This is a genomic window from Streptomyces gamaensis (assembly GCF_042656465.1).
Taxonomy (GTDB): Bacteria; Actinomycetota; Actinomycetes; order Streptomycetales; family Streptomycetaceae; genus Streptomyces; species Streptomyces gamaensis.
Genome location: NZ_JBHSPB010000005.1, coordinates 301,998 through 320,121, shown reverse-complemented (window position 1 = coordinate 320,121; position 18,124 = coordinate 301,998). Strand labels below are relative to the sequence as shown.

Genomic DNA, 18,124 nt, shown 5'->3' with positions numbered 1-18,124 from the left:
CGGGCCTTTCTTCGTAGCGAGACCCCTGCAAGGAGCCGCCTCCCTCAGCCGCCCTCCCGCCGACGGAGCACATCCGCAGACACCTTTCGTAGGCCAAGGCTTGGTTGCCTCAGGTAAGCGGTAGCAGCCAAGTCGCGCTGCACGTTTGCCTCACACTCCCTCGTCCAGGAGTCGATCATCGCTGCCATCACGAGGGCTGGTTCAGTGCTGCCTGAAGCCGGTCCGAATCCTTCATCTTCATCCCTTTCTTCACCATTTGACCCGTCACTTGCCGCGTTCACGCCGGTGCGTGGGGAGCGGCAGGAGGTGCTGCACACGGTTTCCCGTCGGGCGCAGCCGCGTGCGTGGTTGCGGGCGGTGGCGTGGCTGGTGGGTGCGGGTCTGCATCCGAAGGCGAATGCCATGACGCTGGCGTTGGCGCGGGAGTTGGCGGGGCGGATGGATTATGGGCGGGGGATTGTGCTGTACGACCTGGTGGGGACGGCGGGGCGGCTGGGGGTGAGTGTGCCGACGGTGAAGCGGCATGCGGCGGTGCTGCGTGAGCTGGGGGCGCTGGTGTGGCTGGTGCACGGTTCGAAGCGCAACTTGCGTGTGCCGGGCCGGAAGTACACCGCGACGGCCACGGTGTACGGGGCCGTCATTCCCCCCTGCTACGACGCCGCGATGGGGCATGTGCTCTCGGGTTCGGGCTACGAGGCACGGGTCGCGGGGGTGACCGGGGAAGGCCGGGAACGGGCCGTGGAGGACGTCCGGGAGCGCGCCGCGAAGCAGGCGGGGAAGACCTCGGGGAAGCAGGACGGGGGGAAGGCGGAGGGTGCTGGTGGCCGGGGGCGTGAGCCCCATTCTCTTGGTCGTACCCCCCAGTTGGAGACAGTTGAGGTGAGTGGTGGGGTGAAAGACACCTCGCGCACGCGCGCGAGCCGCGCAACCGACTCCCCCTCAACTCGCAAACCTGCCAAGGCCCGGCGGGGCAAGCCCACCGGCCGTTCCGTGGCCCAGGTGGCCCGGGACATCCTGATCGCCCGTCAGGTCAGACCCCTGGTCGGCTGGACCCAGAGCGAGGGACTGCGCCGACTCGCCTTCGCCCTGCGCCCGCTGATCGACAAGGGCCTGGACGTCCACGACATCGCCGCCGAACTCCACTCCTGGTACCTCGACTGGCGCCCCGCCCGCCCCGCCGCCTACATCACCTCCCACCTCCGCCAGCGCGCCGAACGCGACGCCGAGTACGACGCCCGCCTCCCCCACGTCGTCCACCCCCAGGACAACCCCGCCTGGCGCGCCTGGTGCGAACACCAGCAGGCCGTCAAGGCCATGAACGACCTCATCACCCACGCCCGCCGCACCGACGAGGACCGCCGCCAGGCCCGCCTCGCCGCCCGCTACAACCCCCACCTCCTCCTCGACCACGTCGCCGAGTACGGCGAGGACGACGCCCTCGACCTCTTCGGCGCCGACCTCACCGCCCGCATCGTCAGCCTCAGCTACGGCTCACACGTTCAGCTGGGTGTCGTATGACGCCGCAGCCGCCGGGCGCGGACGCGCAGGGCCGTGTGGACGAGTGCCCGTACGGGCCGGGGCGGGGGAGTGGCTCCGATGGCCGCGAGTATGCGGGGGTCGAACAGGGCGTGCATGCCGGAGCGGACCAGGGGTGCGAGGGGCCGGGGGAAGCGTTTGGTCAGGATGTTCGCTGTCGCCGCCATGAGGGCTTTCCCCTCGGGGGTGGGGGCGAAGGCGCGTTCTTCGTAGGCGTCCATCCACGCGGCGAACTCGGTGTAGCTGCCGGGGACTCCGCTCAGGTCCATCCTGCGGGCGAGACCTCGGTAGAAGGTGTGTGCGGCGGTCTTCTCGGCGGGGGTGGCGGCCCGGGCGCCGTGGGCGTCGAGCCAGCGCAGGGGGGTGACGCAGAAGGCGGCCAGGACGTACACGAACTCCTCGTCCCCCACGGGCAGTCCGGCGTGCAGGGTCTTCAGCGTGGTGATGACGCGGGTGCCTTCGGGGCTGTCGAGGCCGTGGTCGAAGAGGGCGTACATCAGGGCGCCGGTGGCCTTGGCGCGTTCCTTGGGGTGCTCGGTCATCTTGCCGGTGGCCGCGAGGGCCCTGGCGATGGAGGGGACGGCGAAGGTGCGGTAGAAGCCCAGGTTCAGGCCCAGGAGCAGGTCGCTCGCCAGGGGGCCGTGGGTGAGGGCGCGGTACCGGGCGTGGGCCTCGTGCTCGTGTGCGGGGTCGCCGGGGGAGGGGAGAGCGCGGGGGTCAGTGTTCATGGTTGTCGTTCCGGGACGGTTCGGTGCGGTGCAGGGCCTCGGTGACGGGAGCGCTGTCGAGGGCGCGGGAGACGCGGATGAGGTGGTCGAGCTCGCCCCGGTGTCCGGGCGGGGGCGGCGTTCGCGGTGCGGGCGGGAGGCCGAGTCCGTGGGCGAGCGCGGTCCGTACGGCGTCGCCCACGGCCGCCGGTGCGAGGTGTTCGGCGACGGCGGCGCGGGTGATGCGGTCGAGTGCCGTGTCACGGGCCCGCAGGGCGCCGAGGAGTGCGGCCGCGTCGGCGGCGGCCGCGACGTCCGGGGCGGACAGTCCTTGCTTCCGGGCGAGTCGGCGGGCGGCCGTGCCGATGGCCGGGTCCTCCCAGACGCGCATGGTCAGTTGGGCGTCGCGGATCTCGGTGATGCAGCGGCCGGTGCGCCATTTCAGGTCGCGGACGGCCAGCCGGTGGCGGGCGGGTGCGGGGAGCGGGTCGAGGAGCAGGTGCCGGTCGGCGCGGGCAGCCGCGAGCCACAGGGGGCGCAGGGCGAGGAAGTCGCGGCGGCGGGCGGCCCACGCGCGCAGGGCGGGGTAGACGAAGCCGGAGGCGATGAGCATGGCTCCGGCGGAGGCGAAGAGGGGGCCGACGACGGTGGACAGGGCGTCCCAGCCGGGCCGTGCGGTGGCGGCCGCGCCGATGGCGAGGCACTTGCACAGGCAGTATCCGAGCGCGACCTGGCAGCCGTGGGCGATGAGCCGTACTCCGGTGCGCAGTCCGGTCAGTCCGGGGGCGCGGTGGGCGAGGTCCTTCGCGTGCCGTCCGCAGGCGCGGCTGATGCCGAGCAGGGCGTGGGCGAAGCCCGCCTGGTAGACGAGGAGGAACACCGTGAGGGCGGGGACCGGCGCGTAGGTGGTGTCGAAGTCCAGGGGGTGGGGGCCCGTGTCGAAGGTGCCGCGTGTCGCCGCGTAGGTGAACAGGCCGGCCATCAGGGCGAGTACGGCGGCGAAGACGGCGACGCGGCGCAGGAGCCGTGGGCGGTGCGCGGGCCCGGCACTGTCGTCGGAGGGTGCCGGCCGTGGGGTCCACAGCAGGGCCAGGGCGCGGGCGGAGCCGCTGAAGCAGGTGATGAGCCCGTACACGAACAGGGTGGCCAGGTCGGGTATGCCCGAGACGCGGCCGATGAGTTCGTAGACCGTGGGGGCGGCGCAGGCGAAGGCGAGCGTGGGGAAGCCGGTGCACAGGCACACGGCGGTCAGGGTCGCGGAGGGTGCTTCGCGCAGGCCGAGGAGTTTGTAGGCCAGGACGCAGCTGGCGACGGCGGCGCAGCCGAGGTAGAGGATGTCAAACATCGCTCCCCCAGGTGTGTTCGAGGGCCGGGGCGATGACGGAGGCGGAGCGGTCGGGGTGGTGGGCGCAGGCGGTGAGGTGCTGTTGCAGGAGGGTGCCGATGATCTCGGCCTCGCGTTCGCCGGGGTCGTCGTAGTGGGAGCGGGCCAGCATGCGGGCGACGGTGTCCCGGCCGAGGACGCGGGTGGCGGGAGGGGGCCGGTGGGTGTCCTCGTCGCCGATGTCGGTGCAGGGGTGGCCGGAGACGAGGTGGCCCAGTTCGTGGCTGATGATGTGTTCCTGGTGCCAGGTGCTGGTGTCGGCCTGGTAGGTGATGCGGTGGACGCCGTTGCGCAGTTCGCAACTCCCGGACAGGGCTTGGGGGTCGAGGGAGTGCGGGACGAGTTCGACGGTGTGGCCGAGGCGGTCGGCGATGTGCGCGGTGAGGACGCGGATGTCGTCGGTGCGTGGCAGGTCGAGCGCGGCGATGAGCTTCTCGCAGCGTCGGCGGACGGCCTTGGTGCTGGTGCTCCGTCTGCTCATCGGGCCGTCACCGGCCCCGTGCGGGTCGGCCGCCCGGCCCGGGGTGGCGGGGAGGGCTGGTGGGCGCGGTGGGGCATGGCGGAATTCTCCCGTGGGGCACGGCCGTTCCCGTGCTGCGAGGGTCGTCAGGTCACGGGCCGGATGCACCCCTGTCGGTGGTGTGGTGTGTCGGGCGGTCGCGGGCGACCGGACCCATTGTGCGCGAAGGGGCGGGGCGCGGGCACGGGGGCGTCGGCGGCCGGTCCGATGTGTGGGCGCGGCCGGTCATGACGCACCCGCAGATGACATGCCGGACCCCGGCGGAGCGCTGAGCGGGCTTGGCGAAGTCCGGTGCGCTTCGGATAGCGCTCCGACGGGGCGCGGGCCGGTCCGGTGTGCGGCTCCGCCGCGTGGGCGCGGCCGTCCCCCGGAGGGGGCGCCCCCAGACGTACCCGCCCTGACGTACCGGACTTCCGGCGGAGCGCTGAGCGCTCCGCCGGAAGTGCCGCGAACGGGTCGTCGATCGACTGCGGCGCCGTCGTGGCTGGTCGCGCAGTTCCCCGCGCCTCTTCGGGGCGCTGCCGTACCGCAGTGAACTTCGCTCGACCTGCTGAGCGCTAGCGTTTCCGCTTGCCGGTGGCGCTCTGGTAGTTGTTGATGACGGCTTCGATGGCGTCCTGTACGGCGCTGGGCAGTCCGGCCGAGCGGCGCAGGATCCTGCGGGCGCGCTGGTCGCGGTAGGCGGCGAGGTCGGCCAGGTCGGCGCGGACGGCGGCGGCGACCTCGTCGTCCCGGAAGAAGTCCAGGGGGACGCCGAAGAAGTCGGCGAGGCGGGCCGCGGTGTCGAAGGACGGTTTGTTCCGCCCGGAGCGCAGATAGCCGATGGCGGTGGTGCTCAGTCCGGTGGCACGGGCGACCTCGCCGTTGGTGTACGGCCGTCCCTGGGAGGCCGGGTACATGTCCGCGAAGAGGATGTCCAGCCGCTCGGCGAACTGGTCGGACACGCGGTCGCTCGGGTTCGCGCCGGCGTCGCCCATGCGGGCCCTCCCCAACTGCCTTGTGGTGCGCGTCCGGATCCGGAATGACGCGTAAAAGTATGCCCATGGGCGGCGATCTTCGCTACCCGTCGGGACCGCACGACATCGATGAACTATGGGTAGTTTTCTCAGGATTGCGATGCTTATGCCGGAGATATAGACGACCCTCAACAACTGTTGACACCTGTGGCCGTGGCCGCGATGATCGTGGTACCGCCCGTCGCGGGGGTACGGGCGGTACGGCGCGCGACGCATCCCGGGGACATGGATGCCCGCGCCGTGAGGGGGGAGGACACGGCGCGCCGCCCGGTCGCGATGCGCGCTCCTCGCGCTCTCCCGTGGGGCCCTGCCGTCCCCGACGGCAGGGCCCCACGGCTTTAACCCCGAAATACCGCCTCTGACCTGCATACTTTCGTCTACGCGAAAGGAGTTCGCCTCAGCTCTGCCCGGCAACCCAGACTGCCGCCCGGACATCGCGATCACGCCGCGATCCGCAAGCAACGGGGGCAGTTGAAGATGTCGGTTACCGACCAGGGCAGGGCGGGCACGGCGGTGCTGCCGCTCTCCGCCGCGCAGCGCGAGATGTGGCTGGCCGAGCAGCTCGATCCGCGGGCGCCGCAGCAGCGCGTCGCCGAATACCTCGATCTCCACGGGCCGTTGGACCGCGTCGCCTTCGAGGCCGCCATGCGGCGGACCATCGCCGAGGCCGACTCGATGCGGGCGCGGTTCGCCGAGGTGGACGGGGAGCCCCGGCAGATCATCGACCTCGCCGACGACTGGGACTTCCCTGTCCTCGACCTCTCCGGTACCGCCGATCCGCTCGCCGCCGCCCGGGAGTGGATGCGCGCCGACCTCGACCGGCGCTTCGACCTGGAGGGCGGCCCGCTGTTCTGCTACGCGCTGCTGCTGCTCGGACCCGAACACGCCCTGTGGTACCTCAGCGCCCATCACCTCGTCGCCGACGGCCACACCGGCGGTCTGATCGCCCAGCGCGTCGCCGAGCTCTACGACGCGGCCGTGACCGGCCGGCCGCGCCCGCCCGTACGCTACGGATCGCTCACCGACCTGCTGGAGCACGACGCGCGCTACCGCGCCTCCGCTCAGTTCACCGAGGACCGCGCCCACTGGACGGCCCGCTTCGCCGACCGCCCCGAGGTGCCCCGCCTCGCCGACGCGCCCGCCCGCGCCCCGCGCGGCAACATCAGCCGCAGCGCCCTGCTCTCCGAGGAGGAGACGGCCGCCCTCAAGGCCGCCGCCCGGGCCGCCCGTACCCACTGGTCGGTCCTGGTCGTCGCGGCCGCCGCCGGCTACCTGGGGCGGCTGACCGGGGAGCGGGACGTGATCCTGAGCCTGCCGGTGGCGGGCCGTCCCGACGCGGCCTCGCGCACCATCCCCGGCATGTTCTCCAACGTGCTGCCGCTGCGCGTGAGCGTGCGCCCGGACGCCGCGCTCGGCACGCTCGTCCGCCAGGTCGCCGCCGAATTCCGGCAGTTGCTGCGGCACCAGCGCTACCGGGGCGAGGACCTGCCGCGTGACATCGGCCTGCCGGACCCCGCCCGCTACCGCTCGGCGCCGCAGGTCAACATCATGTCCTTCGACTACGCGCTGTCCTTCGCCGGGCGGCCCTCCCCCGCGCACAACCTCACCCAGGGGCTCGTGGAGGACCTGTCCTTCACCGCCTACGACCGTGCCGACGGCGGGCGGATCCGGATCGACGTCGTCGCCAACTCCGAGCTGTACGACGACGCGGCGATCGCCGGACACCATCGCCGTTTTCTCGACGTCCTGCGCGCGTTCCTGACGGGAGACGCGGAGCGGACCCTGGCCGACGTCGAACTCCTCACGGACGACGAGCGCTTCCGGGTGCTCACCGAGTGGCAGGGCCCCGAGCGCAAGGACGCCGAGGCCACGCTCCCCGAGCTGCTGGCCGCGCAGGCCGCCCGTACGCCCGGCGTCCCCGCCGTCCTCGACGGCGAGCGGGAGATGGACTACGCGGCACTCGACGCCGCCGCGAACCGGCTGGCCCGGCTGCTGATCGCGCGCGGCGCGGGCCCCGAGCGCACCGTCGCCGTCGCGCTGCCCCGCTCCGCCGGACTCGTCGTCGCCGTGGCCGCCGTGTGGAAGACCGGCGCCGCCTATCTGCCCGTCGACCCCGGATACCCGGCCGACCGCGTCGCGTTCATGCTCGCCGACGCCCGGCCCGCCCTGCTCCTCACCGACTCCGCGACCGCCCGTACCCTGCCCCCGTCGGACACCGGCCGGCTCCTGCTGGACGCGCCCGCGACGGCCGACGCCCTCGCCGTCCTGCCCGACACCGACGTCACCGACGACGAGCGCCCGTGCCGGCTGGAGCCGCACCACCCCGCGTACGTCATCCACACCTCCGGCACCACCGGCCGCCCCAAGGGCGTGGTGATGGGCGGCGGCGCCATGGTGAACCTGCTGACCTGGCACCACGACGCCCTCGGCGGCCGGGCGGGCGACCGCGTCGCGCAGTACACCGCGCTCGGCTTCGACGTCTCGGTGCAGGAGTTGCTCTCGGCGCTGCTGTACGGCAAGACCCTCGTGGTGTGCGACGAGGACGTACGCCGCGACCCCGAGCGGCTCGTACGGTGGCTGCGCGAGCGGCGGGTGGCCGAACTGTACGCGCCGAACCTGGTGATCGAGGCACTGTGCGAGGCCGCCGAGGAGCACGGGACGGAACTGCCGGAGCTCCGCGTCCTCGCCCAGGGCGGGGAAGCCCTCACCCCCGGCCGCCACGTACGGGCCTTCTGCCGGCGCCACCCCCGGGTGCGGCTGCACAACCACTACGGGCCCAGCGAGACCCACCTCGTCACCGCGCACGCCCTGAGCGCCGACCCCGACAGCTGGCCCGCCGCACCCCCGATCGGCGCGCCCATCCCCAACGTCCGCGCCTACGTGCTCGACGCGGCGCTGCGGCCGGTCCCGCCCGGCAGCCCCGGAGAGCTGTACCTGGCGGGCGCCGCCCTGGGCCGCGGCTATCTGCACCGGCCCGCCCTGACCGCCGAGCGCTTCGTCGCCGACCCCTACGGGCCGCCCGGCACCCGCATGTACCGCACCGGCGACGTGGTGCGCCACCTGCCCGACGGCACCCTGGAGTACTTCGGCCGCTCCGACCACCAGGTCAAGATCCGCGGCATCCGCGTCGAGCCCGGCGAGGTCAAGGCCGCGCTCGCCGCCTGCCCCGGCGTCGACCGCGCCGAGGTCGTCGTGCGCGAGGTACGGCCCGGCGACAAGCGGCTCGTCGGCTACGTCGTCCCCGCCGGGGACGGTACGCCGGTCACCGGGGCCGCCGTCCGCGCGCGGCTCGCCGCCACGCTGCCCGCGCACCTGGTGCCGACGGCGGTCGTCGTCCTCGACGCGCTCCCGCTCACCCCCAACGGCAAACTCGACCGGCGCGCCCTGCCCGACCCCGAACCGGCCGGCACCACCGCCTCACGTACCCCGGACACCCCGCAAGAGGCCCTGCTGTGCGAGCTGTTCGCGCGGACACTGGGGCTGGAGCGGGTCGGCGCCGACGACAATTTCTTCGACCTCGGCGGACACTCGCTGCTCGCCGGACGGCTCGTGGCCCGGATCCGCTCCGCGTTCGGCACGGACCTGGGCGTACGGTCCCTGTTCGCCGCCCCGACCCCCGCCGGCCTCGCCCGGCTGCTCGCCGGCGGGTCCGGCGCGAACGCCCTGGACGTCCTGCTGCCGCTGCGCACGCGCGGCAGCCTGCCGCCGCTGTTCTGCGTCCACCCCGGCGCGGGCATCGGCTGGCCGTACGCGGCCCTGCTGCCCCACCTCGGGGACGACCGCCCCGTGTACGCCCTCCAGGCACGCGGACTGAGCGGCGAGGGCCAACTCCCCGGCAGCGTCGAGGAGATGGCGGCCGACTACCTCCGGCAGATCCGCGCCGTGCAGCCGAACGGCCCCTACCACCTGCTCGGCTGGTCCTTCGGCGGTCTCGTCGCGCACGCCATGGCCACCCGGCTCGAACGCGACGGCGAGACGGTCGCCCTGCTCGCCATGGCCGACTCCTACCCGGTCGACGCGGAGGCACGGCGCGAACTGCCGCGGCTGAACGACCGGGAAGTGGCCGCCATGCTCTTTGAGGCCGGGGCGCGCGACGAGGCGGTGGCCGGGGAGGGCGGGGGCGTCGGTACGGACGGGCACGGTACGGGCGGGGACGACGCGGACCTCGCCGCGCTGCTGCACCGCGAACTCGGGCTGCCCGCGGGGCCCGACGGGCGCGCCGCGGTCCTGGACGTCTACCACAACAACATCGCTCTCATGGCCGCGTTCACGCCGGGCGTCTTCGGCGGGGACCTGCTGTTCCTCACCGCCGCCGTCGCCGACCCCACCGACCCCTTCGACGCCGGACGCACCTCCGCGCGTACCTGGCAGCGGTACGTCACCGGCACCGTCACCGCGCACGACGTGCGCTCCACCCACCACCGCATGCTGCGGCCGGACGCCGTCGCCGAGTTCGGCCCCGTACTGGCCGGCCGGCTGGCACGTACCTCCCACTGAACCGACAGGAGCACCATCGGCATGACCGCACCCACCGCCACCTTCGACGGCCTCACACCCGCCCCCGAGGAGACCGCCAGGATCCGCTCCCTCGTCCGGCGCGGCATCCCCGGCCGCGTCGACCACCACGGGCCGCGCGTGCTGCGCCGTCTCGCCGAGGACCAGCGGGGCGGACCCTACGAGACCTTCCGGGTCCGCCCCTACGGGCCGCTGATCGGCGCCGAGATCTCCGGGATCGACCTGCGCGAGCCGCTCACCGACGAGCAGTTCACCGAACTGGACCGGGCCCTGCTGGAGTGGAAGGTCCTCTTCTTCCGGGGCCAGGACGTCACCCACGAGCAGCAGCGCGCCTTCGCCTCCCGCTGGGGCCGCATCGAGGGCCACCCCTTCCTGCCCAAGGGCACCGAACAGGACGTCGTCCGGCTGGAGAAGGGCAAGGCCAACCCCGGCTTCGAGAACGTCTGGCACAGCGACTTCCCCTGGCTGGCCGCCCCGCCGATGGGCGCCGTGCTGCGCATGGTCGAGATGCCCGAGTGCGGCGGGGACACCCTCTTCTCGGACGCGGCCGCCGCCTACGACAACCTCTCCGACGAGCTGAAGGAACGTATCGACGGGCTGCGCGCCGTCAACGACTTCACCCCGTCCGCGAACTACCGCGACCTGCTCACGGACGAGCAGCGCGCCCACTTCCAGAAGCTGTACCCGCCCGTCGAGCACCCGGTCGTCCGCACCCACCCCAGGACCGGACGCAAGTCGCTGTTCGTCACCTCGATCTTCACCACGCGCGTCGTCGGGCTGCCGGAGGAGGAGAGCGAGCAACTGCTCGGCGAACTCTTCCGGCAGCTGGAGTACCCCGAGTACCAGGTGCGCTTCCGCTGGGAGCCCGGCTCGATCGTCTTCTGGGACAACCGGGCCGTGCAGCACTACGCGACCTCCGACTACCACCCGCACCGCCGGGTCGTCGACCGCGCGGCCATCGCGGGCGACCGGCCCTTCTGAACCGGCCCTTCTGGACCACTTTTCTGAAGCATTTCGCACAACGGGGGATCTCCACGCACATGAGCAGCAGCACACGCCTCGCCGTGGTCAGCGGCGGCACCCGGGGCATCGGCCTCGCACTGAGCCTGCGGCTCGCCGAACGCGGCCACCACGTCGTCGCCCTCTACCGGGCCGACCACGACGCCGCCCGGCAGGCCGTCACGGCCGGCGCCGGCCGTATCGACACCTTCCGGGCCGATGTCGCCGACCGCGAACAGGTCGCATCGGCGGCCCGGCACGTCCTCGGCACGTACGGCACACCCGACGTACTCGTCAACAACGCGGGCGTCAACCGCGACCGGCCCTTCCTGGAGATGACGGACGAGGACTGGGACCAGGTCCTCGCCACCAACCTCTCCGGCCCCTTCCGGCTCACCCGTGCCCTGGCGCCCGCCATGGTCGGCCGGGGGAGCGGCACCGTCGTCAACATCGGCGCGACGACGGCCATGCGGGCACGCCGCAACGGCGCCAACTACTGCGCGAGCAAGGCCGGTCTGCTGCACCTGACCCGCTGCCTCGCCCTCGAACTCGCCCCGGCCGTCCGCGTCAACACCCTCATCCCGGGGTTCACCGACACCCCCGAGGTCGTCGAGCGCTACCACCTCGACGAGCCGGAGGCGCGGGCCGAGGTGCTGCGGCAGATCCCGCTGGGCCGCCTCGGGGGCGTCACGGACATCGCCGACGCGCTGGAGTTCCTCGTCGACGACAAGAGCCGCTACATCACCGGGCAGCACATCGTCGTCGACGGCGGCCACTTCACCGGCTGAGCCCGTTGAACCCGTTGGCCCTGTTGGCCCCGTTGGACCCGTTCTTGTCCGTACCGCCCCACCCACCACGGAACCTGGAGAAGAAGACAGCATGCTTTTGAGCAAGGAGCAGCTCGACCGCTACCGGGAGGACGGCTTCCTCCTGGTGGAGTCGGCCCTGGACGAGCGGGAAGTGACCGCCCTGCGTGACGCCTTCGCCCGGGACTGCGAGGTGCCCGGCCCGCAGCGCGTCGTGGAGGAGGACGGCACCCGCGTACGCGCCGTCTACGCCTCGCACCAGCGGCAGCCGGAGTTCGCCGGACTGACGCGCGACGCGCGCGTCCTCCAGCCGGTGCGGCAGCTGCTCACCGACGACGTCTACGTCTACCAGTTCAAGATCAACGCCAAGCCGGCCTTCGGCGGCGAGCGCTGGTCCTGGCACCAGGACTACGTGGCCTGGCGCGTCGCGGACGCCCTCCCGGCGCCCCGCCAGGTCAACGTCGGCGTTCTCCTCGACGACGTCAACGAGTTCAACGGGCCCGTCATCTTCGTGCCCGGCTCGCACCGGGCCGGGCTCGTCCGCGACGACCGCAGCGATGCCGCCAGGTCCGAGCAGCACCTCGACCCCGACGACATCGCGCTGAGCCCGGAGCAGCTGGAGGCCATGGTCTCCAGCCACGGCATGACCAGCCCCAAGGGCCCGGCCGGCTCCCTCGTCTTCTTCTCGCCCGAGATCGTGCACGGCTCGGCCCCCAACATGTCGCCGTTCCCGCGCCGTCTGCTGCTGATGACCTACAACGACACCGCCAATCTGCCCAGCTGGGCGGGCGAGCCGCGCCCCGAGTACGTCGTGTGCCGCGACACCACGCCACTGCGCCCGCTGGACGGGCCGTTCCTCGACCGTGCCGGTCACGTTCCCGCCCTTGAAGGAGCCGCCCTGTGAGTACCGCGTCCGCTGAACGCCGCGCCCGTGCCGTGGTGCTGGAGCAGTTCAACGAGCCTTTGCAGCTCCGGGAGTTCACCGTTCCGGCCGCCCCGGCCGGCGGGATGACCGTCGCCTGCCGCTACGGCGGGGTCTGCGGCACCGACCTGCACCTGCGCAGCGGCCATCTGCCCGTGCCCGTACCGCTCGTCCTCGGCCACGAGGGACTCGGTGTCGTCGCCGAACTCGGTGAGGGCCTGGAGCACGACGCGACCGGCGCCCCGTTGCGCGTCGGCGACACCGTCATGTGGGCGTCCTCGATCGCCTGCGGGGTGTGCGTGCCGTGCCGCCAGCACCGCGAGCCGACCCTGTGCGAGAACCGGCGTACGTACGGCGTCAACCGTTCCACCGGCCAGGAGCCGCTGTCCGGGGCGTGGGCCGACCACATCGTGCTGCAGCCCGGCACCACGGTCGTCCGCCTCGACGCGGGCGTCGACGAACTCGCCGCGATGTCCCTGGCCTGCGCGGGCCCCACCGTCGTGCACGCCCTGTACGAGCGCCGGCCCGTCCGGCTGGGCGAGACCGTCGTCGTCCAGGGCAGCGGGCCCGTCGGACTCGCGGCGGCCGCGCTGGCCCGGCTCGCCGGAGCCGCCAAGGTGATCGTCGTGGGCGGTCCGGCCGGACGCCTCGACCTGGCCCGCGCCGCGGGCATCGGCGACGTGCACATCGACATCACGGCGGACGGTCCCGAACAGGCCGCGGCAGCCGTCCGCGAGGCCACCGGCGGTACGGGCGCCGACCTCGTCATCGAGTGCGCGGGCGTGCCCGCCGCCGTCGCCCAGGGCCTGTACCTGGCGCGCCGGGGCGGCACGTACCTGATCATCGGCCAGTACACGGACGCCGGGGACACCTCCCTCAACCCGCACCAGATCGTCTACCGGCAGCTGGACGTCATCGGCTCGTGGGCGTTCACCGGCGCGCACGTCGTGGAGTACGTCAAGCTGCTGCCCGCCCTGACGGCCCGCTTCGACCTGGCGAGCCTGGTGACCGCGTTTCCGCTGGAGCGGCATGCGGAGGCGCTGGACGCGGTCGCGGACGGGGCGGTGATGAAGGCGGTTCTCGGGGGCTGAACACCTCGTCCCCGAGGGGCCCGAACACCCGGGAGGCCGCCGGTGGGTGCCTCTGCCAGGCCCGATGCGGGCCGGGCAGCCCCGGGCCCTACTGCGCCCTGTCCACCCGGACACTCCCGTTCTGCGAGGTCACCTCGACACTCCGCGAACTCCCCCGGGTGTCCGGCACCGTGGACTTCGCCTGCCCGTTCACCGCCTTCGTCACCACCCGGTACTCCTCGTCCCCCTGCGGCAACGTGACGTTCGCATTCCCGTTCCCGGCCGAAACCACAACCTTCTTCGGCACCGCCGTGAACGCGACCTTCACCCGCCCGTTGGACGAGGAGGCCGAGACCTCCTCCGAGCGGACCCCTTCGGCAACGGCATTACCACCACGCACCGTCATCCCGAGCTTCCCGGAAACATCCCGCGCCGTGACAGACGCATTCTTGACGTCCAGCGACAGCGGCTGCGTGAAGCCCTGAGCGGTGACCGCCCCCGCCGTACTCGTGAGCTCGACCGCCACCCCCTTGGGCACCGTCACCGAGTAACTGCCGCTGCACGAGATCGAGATGCCCTTGCAGTCGGTGGTGAGGGTCAGGGTGGAGCCGTCCAGGCCCCACTCGGAGTTCCCCCCGTCCCCGGCCTTGCCTTCCATCTTCCGTTCGACGTGGACCTTCCCGGAGTCCCCGGTCTCCAGCTTCACCTCGGAATTGGCGGCTCTGATGGACAGTTTCCGCCCGGTGTAGGAGAAGTCCCGCTTCTCGTGGGTGATCTCGCCGCCGCCGGTGACGGCGCTGCACGCGCCCAGGGCGAAGGGCGCGGCAAGCGCCAGGGCACATACCGGTATCAGCCGTGCGCGAATATTCATGATGCTCCCCCTATGTGATCTTCCGTCACGCTACCTCAGGCAACAGGACGCTCCCGGGCCCCGGGAACGTTGCCCGTACCCACAGCCAGCGCGGCGCCCTGCCCCCAACTCAGTACACCACGCACTCAATACACTGTGTATCGTGCGGGGATGAGCAGCACTTCCCGGACCCCACGGCGCCGGGTGCACACCCGTGCCCGTCTGCTGGACGCCGCCGAGCGCATCTTCGTGGAGCGCGGCTACGCGGAGCCGACCATCGAGGACATCTGCGCGGCCGCGGGCTACACGCGCGGCGCGTTCTACTCCAACTTCGCGAGCAAGCAGGACCTGTTGCTGGCATTGTTCGACCAGCACTCGGCCCACCGGCTCGACCAGTTGGCGGAGCTGCTGGCCGACCCCTCCCCGGGGCTGGGCGAGCGCATCGCCCGTACGTTCCTGGAGGTCGACCCGTCCGAGCAGGGCTGGGTGCTGCTGTTCCTGGAGTTCCGGCTGCGGGCGGCGCGCAGCCCGCAGCTCGCCGCCCGGCTGCACGAGCACGACCGCGCGGTGGGCGAGGCCCTGGCGGAACTCCTGGAACGCGTCCCCGGCCTGCCGGCCGAGACCGTCTCCGCCCGCAGACTGTCGGCGTTCCTGCTCGCGGCCCGCGAGGGCGTCCTGATCCGCACGGCGGGCGGCGGCGAGGCGGGCCGCGAAACGCTGGAAGCGGCGGTGTCGGTCCTGAGCGGGACGCTGGCCGCACCGGCGGAGACGGGCTGACCCGAACCGGACCCGCCCCCTCCCACCCCGCATTCGTCGTCCTCAACTCCGAAGGATCCGAAGCGCCTTGACTCCTCCTGCCACCACCACCGTCCCCGACCCCCACCGCTGGAAGGCCCTCATATTCATCGGTCTCGCCCAGCTGATGGTCGTCCTCGACACGACCATCGTGAACATCGCCCTGCCCTCCGCCCAGCGGGACCTCGGTATCTCCGACGGCAACCGCCAGTGGGTCATCACCGCCTACACCCTCGCCTTCGGCAGCCTGCTGCTGTTCGGCGGCCGTATCGCCGACCTCGCGGGCAGACGGCGCGCGTTCGTCACGGGGCTGATCGGCTTCGCCGCCGCCTCCGCCGTCGCGGGCGCGTCCGTCAATTCCGGGATGCTGCTGGGGGCCCGCGCCGCGCAGGGCGTCTTCGGGGCGCTGCTGGCACCCGCCGCGCTCTCCCTGCTGGCCGTGACCTTCACCGAAGCCGGTGAACGCGCCAAGGCGTTCGGCATCTACGGCGCGATCTCCGGCGGCGGCGGGGCCGTGGGCCTGATCCTCGGCGGCGTGTTCACCGAGTACCTGAGCTGGCGCTGGGCGCTGTACGTCAACATCCCCTTCGCCGCGGCCGCCGTGGCCGGCGCGGTGACGGTCGTCCGCGAACCGCGGTCGGCGCGCAACGGCGCCCGGCTGGACGTCCCGGGCGTCGTCCTGGCCACCGCCGGACTGCTGTGCCTGGTCTACGGGTTCACGCGCGCCGAGACCGACGGCTGGAGCGCGCCCGGCACGCTCGTCCTGTTCGGCGCGGCGGTCGTGCTGCTCGCGGCGTTCGCGGCCGTCGAGAGCCGGGCGCAGGTACCGCTCCTGCCCCTGCGCGTGGTCACCGAACGCAATCGCGGCGGGGTGTATCTCTCCCTCGGCCTGGCCGTCATCGGCATGTTCGGACTGTTCCTCTTCCTCACCTACTACTTGCAGGTCATCAAGGGCTTTACGCCCATGGCCACCGGCTTCGCGTTCCTGCCGATGATCGCGGGCATGGTCACCGGCTCGACGCAGATCGCCCCGCGTCTGATGACGCGTGTGCCGCCGCGGCTGCTGATGGGCCCGGGCTTCGTGGTCTCGGGGCTGGGCGTGCTGCTGCTGACGCGGATCACGGTGGACAGCCCGTACCCGACGGTGGTGCTGCCCGCCCAGGTCCTGCTGGGCCTGGGCATGGGCACCGCGTTCATGCCCGCGATGAGCCTGGCCACGCACAGTGTGCGGCCCGAGGACGCGGGGGTGGCCTCCGCGATGGTCAGTACCTCGCAGCAGGTCGGCGGTTCCATCGGCACGGCCCTGCTGAACACGGTCGCCGCGAGTGCGACGACGAGTTGGGGCATCGCGCACGCCGGCGGCGTCGGCCGCCCCGTCGACCGGATCCTGCTGGCGAAGCGGGCGGCCGTGCACGGCTACACGACCGCGATGTGGTGGGCGGTGGGCATCCTGGCCCTGGCCGCACTGGCCGCCACGGTCCTGGTGAACGCCCGCCCCCACAGCGGCGGGCAGGTGACGGGCGGTGCCGCGCGGACGGGAGCCGGGGAGTTGTCCGCGCAGAACGGGCGGGCATAGCCGTGGTCCTTCTGCCTGCCCGTACGAGCAGTCGTCGAGGCTCGGGGGCGACGGGGAGCACGACGTGCAGCGCATGTCGCGCATCCTGAACCCGGCCGGCCCGGGCATCGCGGAGCACTCCGCGATGCCCGGGCCGGCCCGGTGTTCAGTCCGTCGGTTCTCGGTTACTCCTCGCGGAAACCCCTCAGCGTAGGGCTGATCGTGACCGTCGCCGCCAGGATCGCCACCCCCACCGTGCACACCCAGATCGCCGGGGTCTCCCCCGTGAGTTCCATCAGGATGCCGCCCACGGCCGGGCCCAGTGCCGAGGAGACTCCGGCGCACAGGCCGATGACGCCGCCGAGGCGGCCGCGGAGTTCGTCGGGGGTGGTGAGCAACTGGTAGGTGCTGATGGCGGTGTTGGCGGTGGGGGCCAGGAAGGCGATGCCGGCCAGGACGAGGCCCATGATCAGGCCGTTGTCCGTGGTGAGGGTGACCGGGGTCAGGGCGGCCATGGCCCAGAAGACCAGCAGGACCGAGGTGCGCGGGCCCAGGCGGTGGTACAGCTTCGGGGCGACGATCGCGCCGAGCAGGCCGCCCACGCCGAACATGGCGGCCATCAGGCCGATCTGCGCGGACGGTACGCCGTTGCTCTTGGCCACCACGACGATGACCAGGTACAGCACCTGGAACAGGAAGTTCAGGGCGATCGCGCAGACCGCCGTCACGCGGATCAGCCGGTGGCCCCACACCCACTTCAGGCCCTCCAGCATCTCCCGCCGGAAGTTCGCGGGCGGGGCGTCCTCGGCCGTCGCCCGTTCCGGCTTGGGGAGGCGGACGAACAGCAGGAGGAAGAAGGAGATCAGGTGGGTCATGAGGTCGGCCAGGAACGGCAGGACCCGTTTGACGCCGAAGAGCGCGCCGCTGACCGAGGTGCCCGCGAGGTGGCCGATCGCGCCGCGGGCGCCGTTCATCGACACGGCGGTCGCGAGCTGCGACTCGGGGACGACGTGCGGCAGCGACGCCTCCTCGGCCGGGTCGAACAGGGCGTTGCACACGCCGAGTACGGCCGCGACGGCCACCATGTGCCAGACCGTCACGGTCTTCGTCCACACCGCGCCGATCAGCACGATCAGGGCGAGCGCGCGGGCCGCCTCGCAGCCCAGCATGATCGCCTTGCGGCTCCAGCGGTCGACGAGCGTGCCGGCGGGCAGGCCCGCCAGCAGCTGGGCGGCCGCGCTGGCGCCGGAGACCAGGCCCGCCGTGGCGGGCGAGCCCGTCACGGCGAGCACCAGCAGCGGGAACGCCATGGTGGAGGCGTTGAAGCCGGCGTCGGAGAGGGTGCGCGCGATCCAGAGGATGTTGTAGTTCCGGTTGCGCCACAGGGGCTTTTCCGCCGGGACCACTGCGGGTTCCGTGGGCGGCAGTTGTGTCTGGTTGGCGGTCATG

General features: G+C 72.5%; 14 protein-coding genes. 8 read left to right on the top strand and 6 right to left on the bottom strand.

Annotated features, from left to right (window positions below):
• Positions 1-402 precede the first annotated feature (402 nt).
• Entirely contained in the window at positions 403-1,518 is a 1,116-nt protein-coding gene (locus ACFP1Z_RS10840) for a cell wall protein (protein WP_390315815.1), read from the top strand.
• Here the strand turns inward: ACFP1Z_RS10840 and ACFP1Z_RS10835 are convergent.
• The 4 genes from ACFP1Z_RS10835 to ACFP1Z_RS10820 form a co-directional block, all read right to left on the bottom strand.
• Complete coding sequence (locus tag ACFP1Z_RS10835) at positions 1,500-2,264, bottom strand: oxygenase MpaB family protein (protein ID WP_390315814.1); 765 nt, start codon at positions 2,262-2,264, stop codon at positions 1,500-1,502. The two genes, ACFP1Z_RS10840 and ACFP1Z_RS10835, sit on opposite strands and share 19 nt — an antisense overlap.
• The gene (locus tag ACFP1Z_RS10830) at positions 2,254-3,588 is read right to left on the bottom strand and encodes a DUF6545 domain-containing protein (RefSeq protein WP_390315813.1); all 1,335 of its coding nucleotides are present in this window, start codon (positions 3,586-3,588) and stop codon (positions 2,254-2,256) included. Before ACFP1Z_RS10830 ends, ACFP1Z_RS10835 begins: the two co-directional genes overlap by 11 nt.
• On the bottom strand, positions 3,581-4,108 hold the full coding sequence (locus ACFP1Z_RS10825) for a hypothetical protein (protein WP_390315812.1): 528 nt from the start codon (positions 4,106-4,108) through the stop codon (positions 3,581-3,583). The genes ACFP1Z_RS10830 and ACFP1Z_RS10825 overlap by 8 nt, the downstream gene beginning before the upstream one ends.
• A gap of 596 nt (positions 4,109-4,704) precedes the next feature.
• Complete coding sequence (locus ACFP1Z_RS10820) at positions 4,705-5,124, bottom strand: helix-turn-helix transcriptional regulator (protein ID WP_390315811.1); 420 nt, start codon at positions 5,122-5,124, stop codon at positions 4,705-4,707.
• Positions 5,125-5,640: 516 nt separating this feature from the next.
• Between ACFP1Z_RS10820 and ACFP1Z_RS10815 the strand changes: the two genes are divergently transcribed.
• The 5 genes from ACFP1Z_RS10815 (at position 5,641) to ACFP1Z_RS10795 (ending at position 13,496) form a co-directional block, all read left to right on the top strand.
• Positions 5,641-9,660, top strand: a complete 4,020-nt coding sequence (locus tag ACFP1Z_RS10815; RefSeq protein ID WP_390315810.1) for an amino acid adenylation domain-containing protein — start codon at positions 5,641-5,643, stop codon at positions 9,658-9,660.
• Between the two features lie 21 nt (positions 9,661-9,681).
• Entirely contained in the window at positions 9,682-10,659 is a 978-nt protein-coding gene (locus tag ACFP1Z_RS10810) for a TauD/TfdA dioxygenase family protein (protein WP_390315809.1), read from the top strand.
• Between the two features lie 59 nt (positions 10,660-10,718).
• On the top strand, positions 10,719-11,465 hold the full coding sequence (locus tag ACFP1Z_RS10805; protein ID WP_390315808.1) for an SDR family NAD(P)-dependent oxidoreductase: 747 nt from the start codon (positions 10,719-10,721) through the stop codon (positions 11,463-11,465).
• Between the two features lie 91 nt (positions 11,466-11,556).
• The gene (locus ACFP1Z_RS10800) at positions 11,557-12,387 is read left to right on the top strand and encodes a phytanoyl-CoA dioxygenase family protein (protein WP_390315806.1); all 831 of its coding nucleotides are present in this window, start codon (positions 11,557-11,559) and stop codon (positions 12,385-12,387) included.
• Positions 12,384-13,496 (top strand): zinc-binding dehydrogenase, encoded by a 1,113-nt coding sequence (locus ACFP1Z_RS10795; RefSeq protein WP_390315805.1) that lies wholly within the window; start codon positions 12,384-12,386, stop codon positions 13,494-13,496. Before ACFP1Z_RS10800 ends, ACFP1Z_RS10795 begins: the two co-directional genes overlap by 4 nt.
• Positions 13,497-13,584: 88 nt before the next feature.
• Here ACFP1Z_RS10795 and ACFP1Z_RS10790 read toward each other — a convergent pair whose 3' ends face one another.
• The gene (locus tag ACFP1Z_RS10790) at positions 13,585-14,346 is read right to left on the bottom strand and encodes a DUF4097 family beta strand repeat-containing protein (RefSeq protein ID WP_390315804.1); all 762 of its coding nucleotides are present in this window, start codon (positions 14,344-14,346) and stop codon (positions 13,585-13,587) included.
• Positions 14,347-14,496: 150 nt separating this feature from the next.
• Here ACFP1Z_RS10790 and ACFP1Z_RS10785 point away from each other — a divergent pair, with 150 nt between their 5' ends.
• Together ACFP1Z_RS10785 and ACFP1Z_RS10780 are read left to right on the top strand one after the other, a co-directional pair.
• Positions 14,497-15,102 carry a TetR/AcrR family transcriptional regulator gene (locus ACFP1Z_RS10785; protein ID WP_390315803.1) on the top strand — a complete coding sequence of 202 codons (606 nt, stop codon included), beginning with the start codon at positions 14,497-14,499 and terminating at the stop codon, positions 15,100-15,102.
• Positions 15,103-15,169: 67 nt separating this feature from the next.
• Positions 15,170-16,696, top strand: coding sequence for an MFS transporter (locus tag ACFP1Z_RS10780; protein ID WP_390315802.1), 1,527 nt, complete (start codon positions 15,170-15,172; stop codon positions 16,694-16,696).
• Positions 16,697-16,860: 164 nt separating this feature from the next.
• Here ACFP1Z_RS10780 and ACFP1Z_RS10775 read toward each other — a convergent pair whose 3' ends face one another.
• A complete protein-coding gene (locus tag ACFP1Z_RS10775; protein ID WP_390315800.1) occupies positions 16,861-18,123 on the bottom strand; it encodes an MFS transporter in 1,263 nt (420 codons plus the stop codon).
• Position 18,124: the final 1 nt, after the last annotated feature.